The organism is Halarchaeum nitratireducens (assembly GCF_017874695.1).
Lineage (GTDB): Archaea > Halobacteriota > Halobacteria > Halobacteriales > Halobacteriaceae > Halarchaeum > Halarchaeum nitratireducens.
The window spans coordinates 141,653-159,222 of the sequence record NZ_JAGIKY010000004.1 but is presented as its reverse complement, the minus strand read 5'-3'; the positions used below and the strand labels follow the sequence as shown (position 1 = coordinate 159,222).

15 protein-coding genes are annotated in these 17,570 nt (G+C 69.0%); 6 read left to right on the top strand and 9 right to left on the bottom strand.

What is annotated here, in order from left to right:
* Positions 1-91: 91 nt before the first annotated feature.
* Entirely contained in the window at positions 92-853 is a 762-nt protein-coding gene (locus tag J2754_RS06170; RefSeq protein WP_211086946.1) for an RNA methyltransferase, read from the top strand.
* Here J2754_RS06170 and J2754_RS06165 read toward each other — a convergent pair.
* Entirely contained in the window at positions 847-1,497 is a 651-nt protein-coding gene (locus tag J2754_RS06165; protein ID WP_188878930.1) for a DUF8127 domain-containing protein, read from the bottom strand. The two genes, J2754_RS06170 and J2754_RS06165, sit on opposite strands and share 7 nt — an antisense overlap.
* Positions 1,498-1,591: 94 nt before the next feature.
* Positions 1,592-2,602 (bottom strand): DMT family transporter, encoded by a 1,011-nt coding sequence (locus J2754_RS06160; protein WP_211086945.1) that lies wholly within the window; start codon positions 2,600-2,602, stop codon positions 1,592-1,594.
* A 198-nt stretch (positions 2,603-2,800) separates the two neighbouring features.
* Here J2754_RS06160 and J2754_RS06155 point away from each other — a divergent pair, with 198 nt between their 5' ends.
* Complete coding sequence (locus J2754_RS06155) at positions 2,801-3,292, top strand: Lrp/AsnC family transcriptional regulator (RefSeq protein WP_188878927.1); 492 nt, start codon at positions 2,801-2,803, stop codon at positions 3,290-3,292.
* Between the two features lie 33 nt (positions 3,293-3,325).
* On the opposite strand, the gene gatE is transcribed toward J2754_RS06155, so the two are convergent.
* The 4 genes from gatE to J2754_RS06135 all read right to left on the bottom strand — a co-directional run bounded on the left by gatE (position 3,326) and on the right by J2754_RS06135 (position 8,850).
* Entirely contained in the window at positions 3,326-5,200 is a 1,875-nt protein-coding gene (gatE, locus tag J2754_RS06150; RefSeq protein WP_211086944.1) for a Glu-tRNA(Gln) amidotransferase subunit GatE, read from the bottom strand.
* Positions 5,201-5,236: 36 nt separating this feature from the next.
* Positions 5,237-6,745, bottom strand: coding sequence for a PH domain-containing protein (locus tag J2754_RS06145; protein WP_211086943.1), 1,509 nt, complete (start codon positions 6,743-6,745; stop codon positions 5,237-5,239).
* Positions 6,742-7,215 (bottom strand): PH domain-containing protein, encoded by a 474-nt coding sequence (locus J2754_RS06140; RefSeq protein ID WP_211086942.1) that lies wholly within the window; start codon positions 7,213-7,215, stop codon positions 6,742-6,744. Before J2754_RS06140 ends, J2754_RS06145 begins: the two co-directional genes overlap by 4 nt.
* 219 nt (positions 7,216-7,434) lie before the next feature.
* On the bottom strand, positions 7,435-8,850 hold the full coding sequence (locus tag J2754_RS06135) for a class II fumarate hydratase (RefSeq protein ID WP_211086941.1): 1,416 nt from the start codon (positions 8,848-8,850) through the stop codon (positions 7,435-7,437).
* 153 nt (positions 8,851-9,003) lie between these two features.
* Between J2754_RS06135 and J2754_RS06130 the strand changes: the two genes are divergently transcribed.
* The 4 genes from J2754_RS06130 to J2754_RS06115 are packed head-to-tail and all read left to right on the top strand — an operon-like array spanning position 9,004 to position 13,323.
* Complete coding sequence (locus tag J2754_RS06130; protein WP_188878919.1) at positions 9,004-10,332, top strand: ABC transporter substrate-binding protein; 1,329 nt, start codon at positions 9,004-9,006, stop codon at positions 10,330-10,332.
* Between the two features lie 7 nt (positions 10,333-10,339).
* Positions 10,340-11,311, top strand: a complete 972-nt coding sequence (locus J2754_RS06125) for a carbohydrate ABC transporter permease (RefSeq protein ID WP_188878918.1) — start codon at positions 10,340-10,342, stop codon at positions 11,309-11,311.
* Positions 11,308-12,177, top strand: a complete 870-nt coding sequence (locus tag J2754_RS06120; RefSeq protein WP_188878917.1) for a carbohydrate ABC transporter permease — start codon at positions 11,308-11,310, stop codon at positions 12,175-12,177. The genes J2754_RS06125 and J2754_RS06120 overlap by 4 nt, the downstream gene beginning before the upstream one ends.
* 6 nt (positions 12,178-12,183) lie before the next feature.
* Positions 12,184-13,323 carry an ABC transporter ATP-binding protein gene (locus J2754_RS06115; protein WP_188878916.1) on the top strand — a complete coding sequence of 380 codons (1,140 nt, stop codon included), beginning with the start codon at positions 12,184-12,186 and terminating at the stop codon, positions 13,321-13,323.
* A 326-nt stretch (positions 13,324-13,649) separates the two neighbouring features.
* Here the strand turns inward: J2754_RS06115 and J2754_RS06110 are convergent, their stop codons facing one another.
* The 3 genes from J2754_RS06110 to fen form a co-directional block, all read right to left on the bottom strand.
* A complete protein-coding gene (locus J2754_RS06110) occupies positions 13,650-16,073 on the bottom strand; it encodes a hypothetical protein (RefSeq protein WP_211086940.1) in 2,424 nt (807 codons plus the stop codon).
* A 196-nt stretch (positions 16,074-16,269) separates the two neighbouring features.
* Positions 16,270-16,506, bottom strand: coding sequence for a BolA family protein (locus J2754_RS06105; protein ID WP_211086939.1), 237 nt, complete (start codon positions 16,504-16,506; stop codon positions 16,270-16,272).
* 76 nt (positions 16,507-16,582) lie between these two features.
* Positions 16,583-17,563, bottom strand: a complete 981-nt coding sequence (fen, locus tag J2754_RS06100; protein WP_211086938.1) for a flap endonuclease-1 — start codon at positions 17,561-17,563, stop codon at positions 16,583-16,585.
* Between the last annotated feature and the right edge of the window lie 7 nt (positions 17,564-17,570).

The window sequence follows — 17,570 nt, the reverse complement described above, 5'->3', positions numbered from 1 at the left end:
TGAGCCCGCGGCGGCCAACGCTATAGAACCCGCGGTCCATCGTGCCGGCGGTGCGCGCCCCTTTTGTCGACACGGCGGCTATCGGGTGGCGATGGGAGCCAGCCCCCCCGCCGTCGCCGTCGTGGACGCCGAGACGTCCGGGAACGTCGGCACGATCGCCCGCGCGATGAAGAACTTCGGCTTCGAGGACCTCTACCTCGTCGACCCGCCGGACCTCTCCCGGGGGTCGGAGGCCTACGGTTACGCCGGGCAGGCGCGAGAGGACGTCCTCCCCGAAGCCGAGGTGGTCGACCTCGACTTCCTCGTCGAGACCTTCCACACCGTGGGCTTCACCGCGATCACGAACGAGGACGCGACCAAGCACGTCCGCTTCCCGTTCCGAACGCCGGACGAGCTCGCGGGGAGCCTCCGCGACGTCGAGGCCCCGACGTGTCTCGTCTTCGGACGCGAGCGCGTCGGCCTCCACAACCGCGAGATCGAGCGCTTCGACGAGGTGTGTTCGATCCCCGCGAGCGCCGACTACCCCGTCCTGAACCTCGGGCAGGCCGCGACCATCGCGCTCTACGAACTCCGCGACCTCACCGTGGACGAGACCCAACTGCCGGACGTCGCCGTCCACCGCGCGACGGAAGACGAGATCGAGGCGTTCTACGATCACTTCGACGACTTCCTCTCGCTCGTTGACTACCCCGACGAGAAACAGGCGAAGACCGGCCGGATGCTGCGTCGGATCCTCGGGCGCGCGCACCCGACGGGCCGCGAAATCAACACCCTCCACGGGATCCTGCGCCGCGCACGCTGGCACATCGAGGGCAACGGCCGGAAGGACTCCGTCGACGACGACGGCTACTGACGTCGGGTCTCGCGCTTGACGCGTTCGCGATAGACGGAGAGACACCCCCAGACGACGAGCGCGACGGCGAAGCCGTACGCGGCGATCTTCGGGACGGTGTAGGGGTCGGGGACGCGCTCGGTGGCGACGGTGCGGACGAGCGCGTAGCCGTCGTCCGTCCGGAGGACGGCCGCGGGGTACGACTGCCTGCTCGTCGCGTTCCCGTCGAGGGCGTCGCGGATCGGCGCGGGAGCGTCGGCGGGCGCGACCGCGAGGTCGGCGGCGACGGCGCGCGCCGAGACCGGCGTCGCGTTCAGCGTGAACGTCTCGCCGTCGATGCGGGCATCGAGGCGGTAGTACTGGTCACCACGGTCGTCAGCGAGGAATCGGACCTCGGTGAGACGTTCGACCTCCGGCGGAACCTCGTCGACGGGCCGGGTGACGGTGTCGTTCGCGGCCTGTCGGACGACGGTTAGCTGCGAGTCGACGCCGTACCCGACCGCTGGAAGGTGGTAGAGTGAGTGGACGGCTTCGCCGTCGTCAGCGCCGAACGGCGTCGCTCCGTAGGTGTACTGCGTGTCGAGGCCGGGCGGGTCGCCGACGACGGGCTGCGTGAGGATCGCGAGGCCCACGAGGAGCGCGAGAAGGGTACGTGCGGAGACCATACCGAACCGAACGGGCGCGCGCCCGATAATACGATCGGCGTCGCCCCACACCACGCTCCGTTCGCGTCTCCGTGCCTCCGACGGGGCGGACGCGTCAGTCGTCGGCGCGCTCGTAGCCGTGCCGGCCGCTCGACGGGACGTGCTCGCTGTGGACGAGGCGGACGTAGGCGAGCCGGGCGCGCTCGCGGGCGTCGTCGAAGACGGCGAAGCGGTCGCGTTCGACGACGACGAAGCCGGTGAAGACCGCGAGGAAGCCGACGGCGGTCGTGGGGCCGACGCCTTGACCGAGCAGGGCGACGCTCATCACGGTGGCGACGACCGGTTCGAGGTAGCTGACGAGGTGAACGGTGCTCGGACCGGCCCGATCGAGGAGCTCGAAGTAGAGGAGGAAGGCGAGCACACCCGAGATGCCGGTGAGGTAGGCGAGGGAGGCGATCGATCCGGGGGTCCAGTGGATCGCGGCGAACGACTCGCCGCGGAGGCCCGCGCCGCCGAAGAGCAGCGCGGCGCCGACGAGCATCGTCCACGCCTGCATCGACCGGAGGGGGAGCGACGTGGCGAGCGGGCGAGTGAGCACGCCGCCGAGCGCGAAGGTCGCGGTACCGAGGACGACGAGGCCGACGGGCACGAGGCCGACGCCAGCGAGCGCGCCACCGCCGGGTGCGGCGATCGCGACGACGCCGAGGATCCCGAGGCCGAACCCGACGAGTTCGACGCCGCCGATCGAGTCCTCCGAGAGGACGAGGCTGGCGAAGACGGCGGTGAGGATGGGTGCGAGCGAGACGATGACGGCCGCGACGGCGCCGGGGACGTGACGCTCGCCGAGGTAGAGGAGCCCGTGATAGACGGCGATGACGAGGACGCCGCCGATGGTCACTTGGAGCCACTCGGCGCGCGTCCGCGGGAACCAGCGCGCGGTCGTGTAGGCGGCGTAGCCGAGGACGACGAGACCGGCGATCCCGAAGCGGAGGGCCGCGAAGAGCAGCGGCGGGAAGGCGTGGAGGCCGGTCTGGATGGCGACGAACGACGTCCCCCAGAACGCCGCGAGCGCCACGAACATCGTGGCGGTGGCGCGGGGGCCGTGGAGGGTATCTGCGAGAGACATCTGTCTACGAACGGGTAGTGGACGAGCGGTGTTAAACTTGTCTACAAAGACTTCAGTATAACTGGGATATTCCTCTAACCTAATGCATTACGATGAGAAATGTACGGTATCACGGCGCACGTCGGTGGCGCCTCCGGTCGGGTCGAGCGGTCGCGCCGTCCCGGTGGAGTATTACGGCGGTCGCGCGATCGGTCCCGTATGGACGAACGGGACGTGCGCCTCCTGAAGGCCATCTCCGACCTCGGTACCGGAAGCCCCGAGCGGCTCCACGAGGAGACGGATATCCCCGTCTCCACCATCCACTACCGGCTGAACAGTCTCCGCGAGGAGGGAATTATCGAAAACGACCTCTACGATCTCGACCTCGACGCGCTCGGTCTCGGCGTCACGGTCGTCATCGAGGTGTACACCTCTTACAGCGGGAGCTACCGCGGCGTCGCGGCCGAGCTCGAGGAGATCGAGGGCGTCACGCAGGTCTTCTTCACGATGGGCGAGTACGACTTCATGGTCCTCGCGCGCCTCCCCGACTCGGACGCCGTCGAGCGCCTCATCACCGACTTCGAGGCCATCGAGGAGGTCGACCGGACGAACTCGACGTTCGTCACCTCGCGGACGAAGGACACGCCGCGGCCCCTCCAGGCCTACTCGCTCGACACGCTCGTCGACGCGCTCGTCGACGAGTCGGAGTGATCTCTAAAACGCCGTCGGAACCTCGGGCTCGGTTCAGCTCCGCTTCTGTATCTCCTCGCGCAGCACCTCGCTGACGAGATCGCCCTCCGCCTTCCCGCGGAGCGCGCCCATGGCCTCACCCATCAGACCGGAGAACGCCCCCATGCCCTCCGCCTCGATCTGTTCGGCGTTTCGCTCGACGACGTCGACGACGGCCTCGCGCACGACATCCTCGTCCGCCGAGCCCAGACCCGCTTCCTCCGCGGCTTCCGCGGCCGTCCGATCCGGCTCCTCGGCGAGCGTTTCGAGCAGTTCGGGGACGCCCTCCTGGGTGATCTCGTCGTCGGCGACGAGATCGAAGACGCCGTGGAAGTGCTCGTCCGCGAGGTTTTTCACAGGTATGCCGTCGCGCCGGAGGCTCGTCACCGTCGACTCCACGGTGCGTGCCGCGAGGTTCGGGTCCACGCCGCGTTCCACCGCGTCCTCGAAGAGCCGCCATCGCCGCCCGTAAGCGACCTGCTCGGCGACGTCCTCGGTCAGGTCGAACTCCGCGACGTAGCGCTCGACCTTCTCCGTGAGGAGCTCGGGGACCTCGATCTCGCTCGGGTCGGGCTCGACGGGCGGGACGTCCGTCTCGGGATACATCCGCGCCGCGCCGGGGAGCGGACGGAGGTACTCCGTCGTCCCGTCCTCGTTCGCCCCGCGGGTCTCCTCCGGGACGCCCTCGATCGCGGTCCGCGCGCGGTCGGCCGCGGCCTCCGTCGCGCCGCGAGCCACGTCCGCCTCCGCGGCGACCATCGCCACGGCGTCCTCGGGGCCGGCGTCGACCGCCTCGCGCAGGGCCTCGACCTCGTCTTCGGTGACGCCGTACGCCGGCAGTTCGTCCGTGTGGAAGATGCCGCCCGCGCCGTGGCGTTTCGCGTGGTCGGAGAGCTCCGTCCCCAGCCGACGGTCCGGCTGGAGCTCCCGCCCGACGATCCCGTCGAAGCCGTAGAGTGGCACCGCGAAGACCAACCCACCGGCGTCGAGCGCCCCGCGGACCACCGAGGACTCCGTCTCCGCGAAGACGTCCGTGACGTCCTGGACCTCGCCGACGCTCGCGTCCCGCCCGTCGAGCTCGTCGGCGATCTCCAGGAGTCGGACCTGCCGTTGCACCTCGAAGCGCACCAGGTCGTCGATGTCGTCGAGGCTCTGGACGCCCTTCATCTCGACGCGCGCGCCCTCGGCGATGGAGACGTTCACGTCCTGTCGGATCGTCCCGAGGCCGCGTTTGACCTGTCCGGTCGAGCGCAGCAACATCCCGATGCGCTCGGCGGCCTCGCGGGCCTGCTCGGGGCTGCGGATGTCGGGCTCCGTGCCGATCTCGACGAGCGGGATGCCGAGCCGATCGAGCGCGAACGTCGCGCCCGAATCGCTCTCCTCGACGCGCGCTGCGGACTCCTCCTCCAGCATCATGTCCTCGATGCCGACGGGTCCCTCGCTCGTCTCGATCTCGCCGCTTTGCGCGACGAGCGACGAGCGCTGGAAGCCGCTCGTGTTCGACCCGTCGATGACGACCTTGCGCATCACGTGGGCCTGATCGAGCGGCGTCATGTCCATCAGCGCCGCGACCTCGAGGGCGACGTCGAGCGCCTCCCCGTCCATGCGGTGGGGGGGCTCGTCGTCCTCCTCGACGAGACACGTCGTGTCGAAGCCGAGGTACTCGAACTCGCGTTCGACCTGCGACTCCTCGAGGGCCGCCTCGTCGATCTCGCCGAGCTCGCTCTTCGTCGGGTGGAGGTAGCGCGTGAACGTCCGCGTGTGTTCTTCGGGTTCGCGTCGCGTCGTCGGGCACGCGCAGAAGAGCTTCGTCGCCGTATCGAGCTGCTGGTGGATCTCGAGGCCGGCGACCAGCCCCAGGTCCTCGTAGTCGAAGTCGCCGTCGGTCATTACGTCAGGATGTGCGGCCGAACCGTAAAAAACCGTTCAGTGCGAGTCGTCCGCGTCGCGTCGCGCACCGACGGCCGCCCACGCCCGTTCTACGACGCGATCCCGGATCTCCCTCGCGCGCGCGGCGTCGTAGTCGGGCGCCACCGCGTCGCCGCCCGCGGTGTCGATCGCCACCGACGCGAGGTCGCGCCGCCGCTGGAAGAGCGTCGCGCTCACCGCGGCCGTCTGAACCCGATCGTGCGGGAGGACGCGCGTCCGGCGCGTCCAGAACCCCCGGCGGACGACCGCGTGGTCGTCGGTGAGGGCGACGCCGACGTTCCGCCACTGCAGGTGCGCGGCGACCGGTGCGAGGACGAGGAGGAGCGCGGGCGCCCACGCGTACGGAACCGGCGTGAAGAGCGCGTCGACCGCCGCCGTGAGCGCGAGGAGACCGCCGACGCCGAGCGCGTAACGGATCGCGTACCGCTCTCGCGCGCGCGTCGGCGGGCGCTCCATCGCCACGTCCGCGAACGGTTCGAGGTCGCGGGCGAGCGAGAAGACGTCAGCCCGGGTCGCCAGGGGCACCGCGGCCGCCGACCCGCCGGTCGTGTTCGACCCCACGGATCCGGCGGTCACGACCGACAGCGACGCGTACCCGAACGCGCGTTCGAGCGCCGTCTCCTCGACGGCGAGCGTCTGGAGCTTCTCCAGCGGGATCGTCCCCGTGTAGCGTCGGCCGAGCCCGCGTTCGTACCGGAGGTCGTCGCCGGCGCGCACGAGGCGGAACGCGTAGTAGCGCGCGAACGTCCGGGCCGCGCTCGCCAGCCAGAGTCCGACGGCGGTGAGGAGCGCCACGAGGAGCGCGACGACGGTCGTGACGCCCGCGAGGTCGCCGACGAGCGGGGCCAACAGCGGCTGGACGACCGGCTGGGCGACGAAGACGACCGAGAGGAGCCGCACGTCGAAGGAGAGCGCGCTGGCGAGCAGCAGCCGACGGTGCCCGAGATCGAAGATCACTTCGCTCGCGTCGTCCATCGCGCCCCCCACCACGTCGCCCGTCGAACCCGCCGTCCCGCCGGCGCGCACGCCGTTCGAGCCCTCGGTCACCCCGTCCGCGTTCGCGGCCGCGGCCGCGCGCTTCAGCCGCCTGAGCTCGGTCTGGAGGTCCTCGGCCGCCGCGGCGCTCACGCACTCCAGCACGGCCTCCGTGTCCCCCCCGCCCGCCGTCTCGACACGGACGGTGGCGAGTCCGAGCACCCGCTGCCCGATCGTCCGCGAGACGTCCACGTTCTGGACGCGCTCGATCGGGATCTCGCGTTCGCGCCGCGACAGCACGCCCGATCGGAGTTCGAGCGTCGTCCCCGCGAGGGCGTACGTGAAGCGCCGGTAGCGTGCGACCTCGTAGCCGACGAGGACGAGGAGGGCGAGCGCGAGCGCGACCACGATGAGTCGCCGATCGACGAACGGGATCGAGGCCGCGCCCGCGAAGCCGACGACGACCCCCCAGCCGAGATTCACGGCCCGCCGGCCGATCCGATAGACGACGGTGAGCGGGTGGAGTCTCATACGGCGCCGGTGGGTTCGCTCTCGATGGCGAGATCGCGCAGGCGTTCCTGCAGGGTGGTCGCGCGCTCGGCGGCCAGCCCCGGGATCGAGACGTCCGCGCCGCGCGACCCCGCGGTGTAGACGACGACCGTTCCGAGCCCGAGGAGGCGTTCGAGGGGGCCGCGCTGGCTGTCGACGTGCTGGACGCGGACGTACGGGACGATCGTCTCGACGCGCGTGAGGACGCCGCGCTCGATGTAGAGCGTGTTCGTGCGGACCTCGTACCGCCACGAGCGATACCGGAGGCCCGCGTAGGCGACGCCGAGGACGAACACGACGCCGAAGGCGGCGCCCGCGACGACGAGCGGTGGGAGGGCGAGCGAGAACGGGTCGACGAACGCGATCGCACCGGCGACGACGGCGACGACGGCCGCGGTGACGAGCGCGCCGGCCGACCACTGCGCGAGGACGCGGGTGTGGAGGCGCTCCATACCTCGGCGTTCGGGCGCGCGATGAAAGAACTCGGGGGTCGCGACCGAGCGCGCCAGCCTGCTGTCGAGGTCGTCGTCCGTCGGCGTGTCACGCGGCCCCCTGAGGTGTTCCCCCGCTATCACGCGATGGCGCGGCCGTCTGACGGTCCGCGTGGCCTACTCGCGCCTTCGATCGATCAGCGCTCGTGTCCGGTCAGACCGGCCAGCGGTCGGTCTGACCTACTCCTCGTCGCCGAGGATCCCGCGGTGCGTCATCTTCTCCGGGTCGAGCACCTCATCGGCCTCCGCCTCGGTGAGGTAGCCCTCCTCGACGGCGACCTCACGGACGGTCTTGCCCTCCGCGATGGCCGTCTTGGCGACCTTGCTGGCCTTGTCGTAGCCGATCGCGGGGTTGAGCGCGGTGGCGAGGGCCATCGAGCGTTCGACCTGCGCCTCGCAGTGCGCCTCGTTCGCCTCCAGTTTCGCCACGAACTTCTCCGCGAACGCCTCGCTCCCGTTCGCGATCAGCGTCGCGGATTCGAGGAAGTCGAAGGCGAGCACGGGCTTATAGAGGTTGAGGTCGATCTGACCCTCCGCGGCCCCCGAAGAGATCGCGGCGTCGTGGCCGACGACCTGCTTGTGGACCTGATTGATCGACTCCGCGACGACCGGGTTGATCTTCCCCGGCATGATCGAGGAGCCGGGCTGATTCTCGGGCTGTTCGATCTCGCCCAAGCCGTTGCGCGGGCCGGAGGCGAGCAGTCGGAGGTCGTTCGCGATCTTGTTCAGGCTCCCCGCGACGGTGCGGAGGGCGCCGTGGGCCTCGTTCATCGCGTCGTGGGCGGCCTGCGCCTCGAAGTGGTTGTCCGCCTCGCGGAACTGGACGTCCGTCTCCTCGCTGATGTACTCGGCGGCGCGCTCGGGGAACTCGGGATGGGTGTTGAGCCCCGTCCCGACGGCGGTCCCGCCGAGGGCGAGCTCGCGGAGGTGCGTCTTCGTGTTCTCCACGCGAGCGAGCCCCTTCTCGATCTGGGCGCGATAGCCGCCGAACTCCTGACCGAGCCGGACCGGCGTGGCGTCCTGCAGGTGGGTGCGCCCGGTCTTGACGACGCCGTCGAACTCCTCCTCTTTGGCTTCCAGGGCGCCGACGAGCGTTTCGAGGGCCGGACCGACGTCCTTCTCGACGGCGACGAGCGCGGCGACGTGCATCGCGGTCGGGATGACGTCGTTCGAGGACTGCCCGAAGTTCACGTGGTCGTTCGGGTGGATCTCCCGCGTGCCGACCTCGCCACCGTAGATCTCCGTCGCGCGGTTGGCGATGACCTCGTTGGCGTTCATGTTCGTCGAGGTCCCGGAACCCGTCTGGAAGACGTCGACGGGGAACTGATCGTCGTGCTCGCCCGCGATGACCTCGTCCGCGGCCGCGATGATCGCCTCGGCCTTGTCCTCGGGGACAGTGCCGAGATCGCGGTTGGCCTGCGCGGCGGCCTTCTTCACGGCGCCGAGCGCGTGGACGAACGCGGGCTGAAAGCCCCGCCCGCTGATCGGGAAGTTCTCGACGGCGCGCTGGGTCTGTGCGCCCCAGTAGGCGTCCGCGGGGACTTCCATCTCGCCCAGGCTGTCCGACTCGATCCGGTAGTCTCCGTCGTCGCTCATGGGCGGTGGGTCGCGCGGCGGCGCGTAAAACCCACCGGTCCGCTCCGGCGTCGAAACCCACCGACGCGCTACGTCCGCTGTCATGACTGACTCGGACTGTTGTTAATAATAACTATTTTGTAGCTGAGCGACCCAGCTCCTAACGAGCACACCATGACAGAAAACGATTCGGACGAGCGGCTTTCGCGGCGACACTACCTGACGGCAGCGGGTGCGACGGGCGTGGCGGCGCTGGCGGGCTGTGCAAACGGCGGGGGCGGGGGCGGGAGCGGAGGCGGCGAAGGTGGCAGCGGCGGGTCGAACGAACTGGAGATCCTGCACGGATGGACGGGCGGTGACGGGCAAGCGGCCTTCCAGAGCATGCTGGAAGGGTTCAAGCAGGCGTACCCGGACGTCACGGTCAACGACAAGGCGATCGGCGGCGGCGGGAACACGAGCCTGAACACGCGTATCAACGTTCGGCTCGGCAACGACAACCCGCCGAGCTCGTGGGCGGAGTGGCCCGGGAAGAACCTCCTCCAGTTCACCGAAGCGGGCCTCCTCGGCGACATCGAGGAGTCCGTCTGGAGTCAGAACGACATGAAGGAGGCGTACGTCTCCGGGCCCCAGGAGGCCGCCAAGCCCGACGGTATGTACGTCGCCGTGCCGACGAACATCCACCGGATGAACAACCTCTTCTACAACCCCTCGGTCGTCGAAGAGGCCGGTGTCGACGTCAGCGCCATCGAGACGCCGAGCGACCTCACCGACGCCCTCGCGCAGGTCGAGGAGAACACCGACGCCGTCGGCATGGCCCAGTCCAGTCAGTCCCCGTGGACGACGCTGCAGCTCTGGGCGGCCATCTACCTCGGTCAGGCCGGCTGGGACACCTACCAGCGCTTCATGGCCGGCGAGGCCGACGTCGGCCCCATCGCCGACGCGTTCAAGACCCTCAACGCCTACAGCGACTACTTCAACTCGGACGCCGGCACCGTCGGCTGGCAGGAGGCCAACAACCTCATCATCAACGGCGGCGCCGCCTTCTTCCACCAGGGCGACTGGGCCGCCGGCATGTACGCCGGCACCGACGACTTCGAGTACGGCACCGACTGGGACTGCGTGACGTTCCCCGGGACGGACGGGCTGTACGCGCTGAACATGGACTCGTGGGTCTTCCCGTCGAACAACCCCTCGCCGGAGGCCACGGAGAAGTGGCTCACCTACGTCGGCACCAAGGACGCCCAGGTCCGTTTCAACACGGAGAAGGGCTCCATCCCGCCGCGCAGCGACGTCTCCATGGACGAGTTCGGCGAGTTCCAGACCAACCAGTACAGCGACTTCCAAGAGTCCACGGCCCAGCCCCCGAGCGTCGCGCACGGGCTGGCGACGACGGCGGAAGTCCTGAGCAACCTCCAGACCGCTATCAGCCAGAGCTACTCCGGCTACTCCGATTCGGCGGCCGAGGAGACCGCACAGGCCTTCGTCGACGCCTTCGACAACTGAGCGAGCGATGCGTGGAAAGCTCGCAGCGTATCTCGGCCGGCTCGTCCGCCGGAACCGGATTCGCGCCGACGGCGGCGAGGTGAACGCCACCCGCGACAGCGGGCTCGTGAGCGACGAGTTCACCTCGTCGCTCCCGTACTGGCTCCCGCCGTTCGTCGTGATGGGGCTGGCCGTCTACGGGGCGATCCTCTGGAACTTCTTCCTGAGCCTCACGGACTCCTCGGGGTTCGGCGCGCCGGACTACGCGAACCTCGACTTCGAGATGTACGCGAGGGCGTTCGCCGATCCCGTCTTCATCGGGGCGTTGCGAAACACCTTCGCGCTCCTCGTGGCGTTCACCGTCCTCTGTCTCGTCGTCGGCCTCGTCGTGGCCGTCCTCGTCGATCAGGGCATCCGCTACGAGAACACCTTCCGGACGATCTACCTGCTCCCGATGGCGCTCTCGTTCGTCGTCACCGCCCAGTTCTGGCTCTGGATGTACAACCAACAGAACGGGCTGGTGAACATCATCCTCGGCGTCGTCGGCCTCGGCCCCTACGAGTGGATCGGGAACCCCTCGCTCGTGCTCGGCGCGGTCGTCTTCGCGCTCATCTGGCAGTTCAGCGGCTACGCGATGGTCGTCTACCTCGCCGGCCTGCGCGCGATCCCGACCGAGCAGTTCGAGGCCGCGCGCGTCGACGGCGCGACCACCCTCCGCATGTACTGGCGGGTCATCATCCCGCAGCTGAAGGGTGCGACCATCTCGGCGTCCGTCGTCCTGATGGTGTTCGCGCTGAAGGCGTTCGACTTCCTCTACTCCCTCACCGGGAGCTACTACCCACCGAAGGGGTCGGACATTCTCGCGACGATGATGGTTCGGCAGGCGTTCGTCGCCAACAACCGGGCGTACGCCGCCGCGATCGGGATCATGCTGTTCGCGCTGGCGCTGGTCGTCGTCGCACCGTACCTCCTCTACCAGTACCGCGCAGGTGAACTATGACAGATACGAACACATCCTCCGGACGGAGTTGGCGCTCGACGGCGCTGTACGCCGTCCTCGTCCTCCTGGTGGTCTTCTACCTGCTGCCCCTCTGGACGGGGCTGATGACCTCCATCAAGGCGGACGTTCTCGCGACCGCACCGTTCCTCCCGCCCGCGCCCGCCGGTTTCACGAACATCCACTGGACGCGCGCGATCAACGCGCTCGCGGGCGGGTTGGTGAACAGTCTGATCCTCGCCATCCCGGCGACGATCCTCTCCGCCCTCCTCGGGAGCATGGCGGCCTACGGGCTGACGACCCTCGATTGGCGCCACCAGGTGCCGATCCTGATGCTGTTCATCGCCGGGATCTTCATCCCCTATCAGGCCGTCCTCATCCCGCTCTCGAAGTTCTGGGCGTCCGTCGTGCCCGTGAGCGACCTCGTCGGCTACGTCGGACTCGCCGGCTGGGTCGGCGATCTGATCGGCCTCATCCTCTCGCACGTCGCGTACGGGATCCCGATCTGTACGCTGCTCTTCCGGACCTACTACAAGGACTTCAACGGGGAGATGATCGAGGCCGCGCGGATCGACGGTGCGACGACGCACACGATCTACCGCCGGATCATCCTCCCGCTCTCCGTGCCGATGTTCGCGGTGACGCTCATCTATCAGTTCACCCAGGTCTGGAACGACCTCCTGTTCGCGCTGGTGCTCGTCGGCCCGGGGGCGGGTGCGCCCGTCACCGTCCCGCTCAGCCAACTCGGTGCGAGCCTCTCCGAGGTCGGCTTCGGGATCCGGATGGCCGGCGCGTTCGTCGCCGCGCTCCCCACGATCATCGTCTACGTCCTGTTCGGCGACCAGTTCGCAGAAGGGGTCTCCACCTAACACACTATGGCTAGACTCGAACTCGACGACATCACGAAGCACTTCGACGACGACGGCGAGACTATCGTCGCCGTCGACGACGCCAGCATCGACATCGACGACGGCGAGTTCCTCGTCCTCGTCGGCCCCTCCGGGTGTGGGAAGTCCACCACCCTCCGGATGATCGCCGGCCTCGAAACGATCACGGAGGGCGAACTCCGCATCGGCGGCCGACGCGTCAACGAGGCCAAACCCCGCGACCGGGACATCGCCATGGTGTTCCAGTCGTACGCGCTCTACCCGCACATGACGGTGCGGGAGAACATGAGCTTCGGTCTTGAGGAGTCCACCGACCTCTCCGAGGCCGAGATCACCGAGCGCGTCGAGTCCGCGACGGACACGATGGGCATCAGCGACCTCCTCGATCGGAAGCCCTCGGAGCTCTCCGGCGGCCAGCAACAACGCGTCGCGCTCGGGCGCGCGATCGTCCGCGAGCCCGAGGTCTTCCTCATGGACGAGCCGCTCTCGAACTTGGACGCGAAGCTCCGCGCGCAGATGCGCACGGAGCTCCAGCGTCTCCAGGAGGACCTCGACACCACAACCGTCTACGTCACGCACGACCAGACGGAGGCGATGACGATGGGCGATCGCATCGCCATCCTCAACGACGGGATCCTCCAGCAGGTCGCCACGCCGCTCGAAGCCTATCACGCGCCCGCGAACCAGTTCGTCGCGGGGTTCATCGGCGAGCCGTCGATGAACTTCTTCGACGTCGACCTCGAGGGCGACTCGGTCGTCGGCGACGGCCTCGACTACCCCGTGAGCGACGACGTCCGCGCCAAACTCGACACCGACGCGCTCGTCCTCGGCATCCGCCCGCAGGACATCGAGCTCGTCGACGCGGTCGAGTCGGGTCACGACGTCGCCGTCACCGTGGACGTGGTCGAGCCGATGGGCGACGAGAACAACGTCTACCTCACGTTCTCGGACACCGCGGGGAACGAGACGTTCATCGCCAACGTCGACGGCCGGACGCTCGTCGACGAGGGCGACGACATCGTCGCGCGCATTCCGGAGGAGGCGGTCCACTTCTTCGATCGTCGGAGCGGAGAGGCGCTACGCAACCGCGAGTTCGACGGCGACGCCGACGTCGACCTCTCGCTCTAAGCGCTCTCGTCTCCACGCGCCTCGACGGCCGGTATCGGTGTGACCTTGTACGGGCCGACCCGCGTCGTGGTTCGGAGACGACGCTCCCCGGCGCGTCTTGCCGACACATCGTCGCTTAGATCGGGAACGGTCGCCCCCGAGCCGACCCTGTTACCGTCCCGCACCGTGTGAATAGACCGGGAGCCATCGCCGATCCGAAGACCTCATCAAGTGAGAAAGACACCCCGCGATGCGGTCGCCCTTTTCGATGACGTGTGGTTCGTTCTCACCGCGGACGAGCCGATCTCGGGACACCGGCGGGGAACGGTGGCGATGAGACCGGCGTATCAGTCCTCTTCGGTGACCAAGCCGTTCTTGATGCCGCTGACTATCTCTTCGAGGTCCTCGGAGTCCGCGTCGATGTCGATGTCCAGTGAGAGCGCGTGAGGTTCGGACGCCGGACCCGATTCGTTCGCGGCGCCGTTACCGGTGACGCGCGCTGCCGCGTCCTGTGCCTGCTCTGCCGCCTCGCGGGCCTCGCGAGCGGCCTCTCTGGCTTCCTCGGCCGTCTCGGCGATTTCCGTGACGAGTTCCCCGACGGACTCGACGTCCGAGAGGTCTTCGAGTCCGCCCGCAGCCGCCTCTGCGGCCGCGTCCTCGGTTTCCGCCGCGACGGCTTCGGCTTCCGAGGCCGTCTCTTCGGTCCCGGCGGCTCCCTCCTCAGCAGCCGCTTCGACTCCGTCGGTCGTCTCTTCGACTGCTTCGTCGCTCGCCTCATCGGCCTCTTCGCCCGCCGCCGGCTCTGCCTCGCCGGCTCTCTCCGTGGCTTCTCCCTCCGTCGTCTCCGACCCCTCCTCGGCCACCGCCTCTTCTGACTCGTCGGACGGCGACTCCGCAGTCCCCTCGTCGGATTCCGCGGTCTCCTCCGCGGGCTCGGTCGCGTCCTCCGGTTCCTCGTCGAGGGAGATCGTGATTCCCGGGCCCGCGCCGATGTCGATCCGGACGGTGTCGTCCTCCTCGGAGAGCTCGACCGAACCGCCGTCGGGAACGGGGTCCCCGACACCACCGTCGGCCTGTAGGTCGTCGGACCCGGACGTTTCGCCGCCTTCGTGGCCCGAACTCCCTGTGTCGATTTGGATGCCGTCGGGAAGGTCGACGTCCCGTAAGTCGGCGTCGCTATCGAGGCTGATTTCGGTGCCGGACTCCTCGTCGACGGTTATCTCCACGCTCGGCTCGTCGCCGACCGAGATCTCGATCTTCCCGGCGTCCTCTAGGAGGTCACGCGTCACCTCCTCGGCTGCCTCCGCGACGTCCCCACCGGTCCCCTCCACGGCCTCGGTGAGCGCCTCTTCGGCCTGTGACGCGGGCTCAGGGACGTCCTCGGCCGCTGGCTCGTCAGCTTCGGCCTCCTCGGCACCGTCCTCCGCGGCTCGGGCGGCCGCCTCCGTGGCTGACTCGGCGGTCGTCGTCTGAGCGCTCTCGGCGAGGTCCTCGACGGTTTCGGCGGCGTTCGCCGCGGTCTCGGCGGCGCGTTCCACCTCGTCCGCGGCGTCCTCGACGACCTCGCGGGCGGTTTCGGCCGCGGTCTCCCGTGCCGACGTTCGAGCGACCTCACGCGCGGTCTCGCGGGCGGTTTCCGCCGCGGTCTCTTCGATCGACTCCTCATCGACGGTCTCCGACTCGACCCGCTCCGCGACCCGACGTGCCGTCTCGGCGGCCTCCTCGGCGGTCGTCGCGGTCGTCTGCAGGTCGTCGGCCGTCCTCTCGACCACGTCGGTCGCGGTTTCCTCCGCGAGGTCGCGAGCGACGTCCGTCGCCCGTTCCTCCGCGACGTCCGCGGCGGTGTCGGCCGCGACGTCCGTGGCGACCTCTTCGGCAGCCGACGCGGCGGTCTCTTCGACCACCTTCTCGGCCGTCTCCCTCGCCGCTCGGCTGGCCGCGGCCCGTGCGGTATCGGTCACGACCCGTTCGGCGATGTCCTCGATCGTCTGCTCGATCCGTTCGGACGCGTCCGCCGCCCCGGTTTCATCCGTCGCGTACTCGGCGGCAGAGGCCGCTCGATCGGCGACGCCGGCCGCCTCTTCGGCGGTTTCCCTGGCCGTCTCGACGTCGGCAGAGACGCGTTCGGGAGAAGCCTCCTCGGCGGACCCGACGGGCCCGTTCGCTTCGCTCCCGGCGACCTCCCCGCCGGGGGCTTCTCCGGACTCTCCCGTCGGCCGGTCCGTCGCCTCGACTGCGTCCTCGGACGTCTGGTCGGCCACCGCGGACGCGGAGGACTCAGGGAGTCGGAACCGGTCGTCCTCGTCGCGCTCCAACAGGCCCGCCCACTCGTAGAGATCCAGTAGCGTCGTCACCCCCGTCCTGACGCGGCTGGTCTCCAGATCCTGACCGGCCAGGTCGGCGACGATCGGTACGAGCTCCGCTGCCGTCGTGGGGTTCCTGTCGAGGACTCCCCGGACGTCCTCGGTGAGTTCCCAGTCGGACAGGAGATCCCGCATTCGCTCGCGGCTCCGCTCCCCCTCGCCCTCGGTCAGCGCTGCGGCGATCTCCTCGCCGGCGTCGGTCAGTCGGTGCTTCTGCCGATGGGGCTCGATGATCCCGAGCTCCTCCAGAAATCTGGTCTGGCGCCCGACTGCGTCGGAGACGCTGGTGACGTCCGCGACGTCCGAGGTGTAACGGGGCTCGTCGTCGGCGCCGGCCTCGGCCCACCCGCCGATGATCTCTCGGAGGGTGTCGAGACTGACGCCCTTCGGAATGTGGTGTTCGGTCATCGGCCGAACGTTTCTGAGGATTCATCAAAGATTCAACGGCCGGAACGGTCGGGGCGAATGGCCGGCCGTCGGTCCGCGAGACCGACACGGCGCTTCGAAAACGAAGCGCGGACCGGTCGCGTTCGCACGGAAGCGGCGGATCTGAACAGGCCCCCGCGTCTCGCCGCGGATCGCCGTCCCGCGGCCCTCGTCGACGCTACTCCTCGGGCGTCTTCGTCGTCAGTTCGAGCGCGTGGATCTCCGTCGTCATCGCGTCGCCGAGCGCGTCGTACACCTGCTGGTGTTGATCGACGATGGTCTCGCCCTCGAAGGACGGCGAGACGACGGTCGCGGCGAGGTGGTCGTCGTCGTGTTTCCCCCGCGCACGGGTGACGTCGGCGTCGCACTCGGGCAGCCCGTCCTCGATCCGTCGCTGGACTTCCTCTGGACTCATGGACGGAGAATGGGCGCGCGCGGACAAAAGGGACGCGGAGACGCGAGCGATCGGTCGTCGCCGGCCCGCGATTGCCTCAGGTCCAGCGGTCGAGGCCGGTCTGCGTCACGGACTCCTCGATACGCTCGAAGGCGCGCTCGATCTCGTCCGCGGCGATCCCCCAGTCGTCGACGAGGTAGTCGCGCGCGGCGTCGAGGTCCGGGTCGACGTCGTCGTCGTAGTCGTAGTCGTCGGTGACGTCGGGATCGAGGAAGAGCTCGCGGATGCGATCGGCGTCGTCGATGTACTCGTCTTCGTCATCGAGGACGGCCCAGAGGTCGCCGTGCTCTTTGACGGCCTTCAACGCGGTCTTCGGGCCGTAGCCGGAGAGTCCGTCGTTGAAGTCGGTGCCGCAGAGGATGCCGACGTCGACGAGTTGCTCCCACGTGACGTCGTGTTCGGCGAGAGTGGCCTCGAAGTCCATGCGCTCGACGTCGCCCGTGCTCGTGAGCTGGCGCAGCGTGAGGGGCGCGCCCAAGAGCAAGCAGTCGTAGTCGTCGCTGCCGACGTAGCGGACGTCCTCGTCCGTCCGGGCCATGTGGGAGGCCTGGGCTTCGCCCTCGGCAGGCGCCTCGATCATCGGGACGTCGAGCAGGCGGAGGAGTTCGCGCGTCGTCTCGTGGATGACGTCGGTGAGGCGCTGGGTCTGCGAGTCGAGGCGCGCGACTTCGAGGGCGTCGCCCGCCTCACGGGCTTCTTCGAGCTTCGCCTCGCGCTTCTCGCGCTCCTCGCGGCGCGACTCGACCTCCTCGTCCTTCAGGCCGACGACGCGGCCGTCGAAGACGAAGACCGGCGTGAGATCGTTCTCGAAGAACTTCGGGAGGCCCCGCACGACGCCGATCAGGTTCGGGACCTCGGTCCCGTCCGCGGTCGTGTACGCGTCGTCGCGGGTGAACCTGACGGTCGTCGTGAGGTACTTGTAAAGCCAGTTGTGGGCGTCGACGGCGACCGCCCCGTCGAGCTCGTCGAATCCGACCTCCTCGATGACGGCGAGCTGCCGGAGGTCCGCGTTTCCCATACCCGCC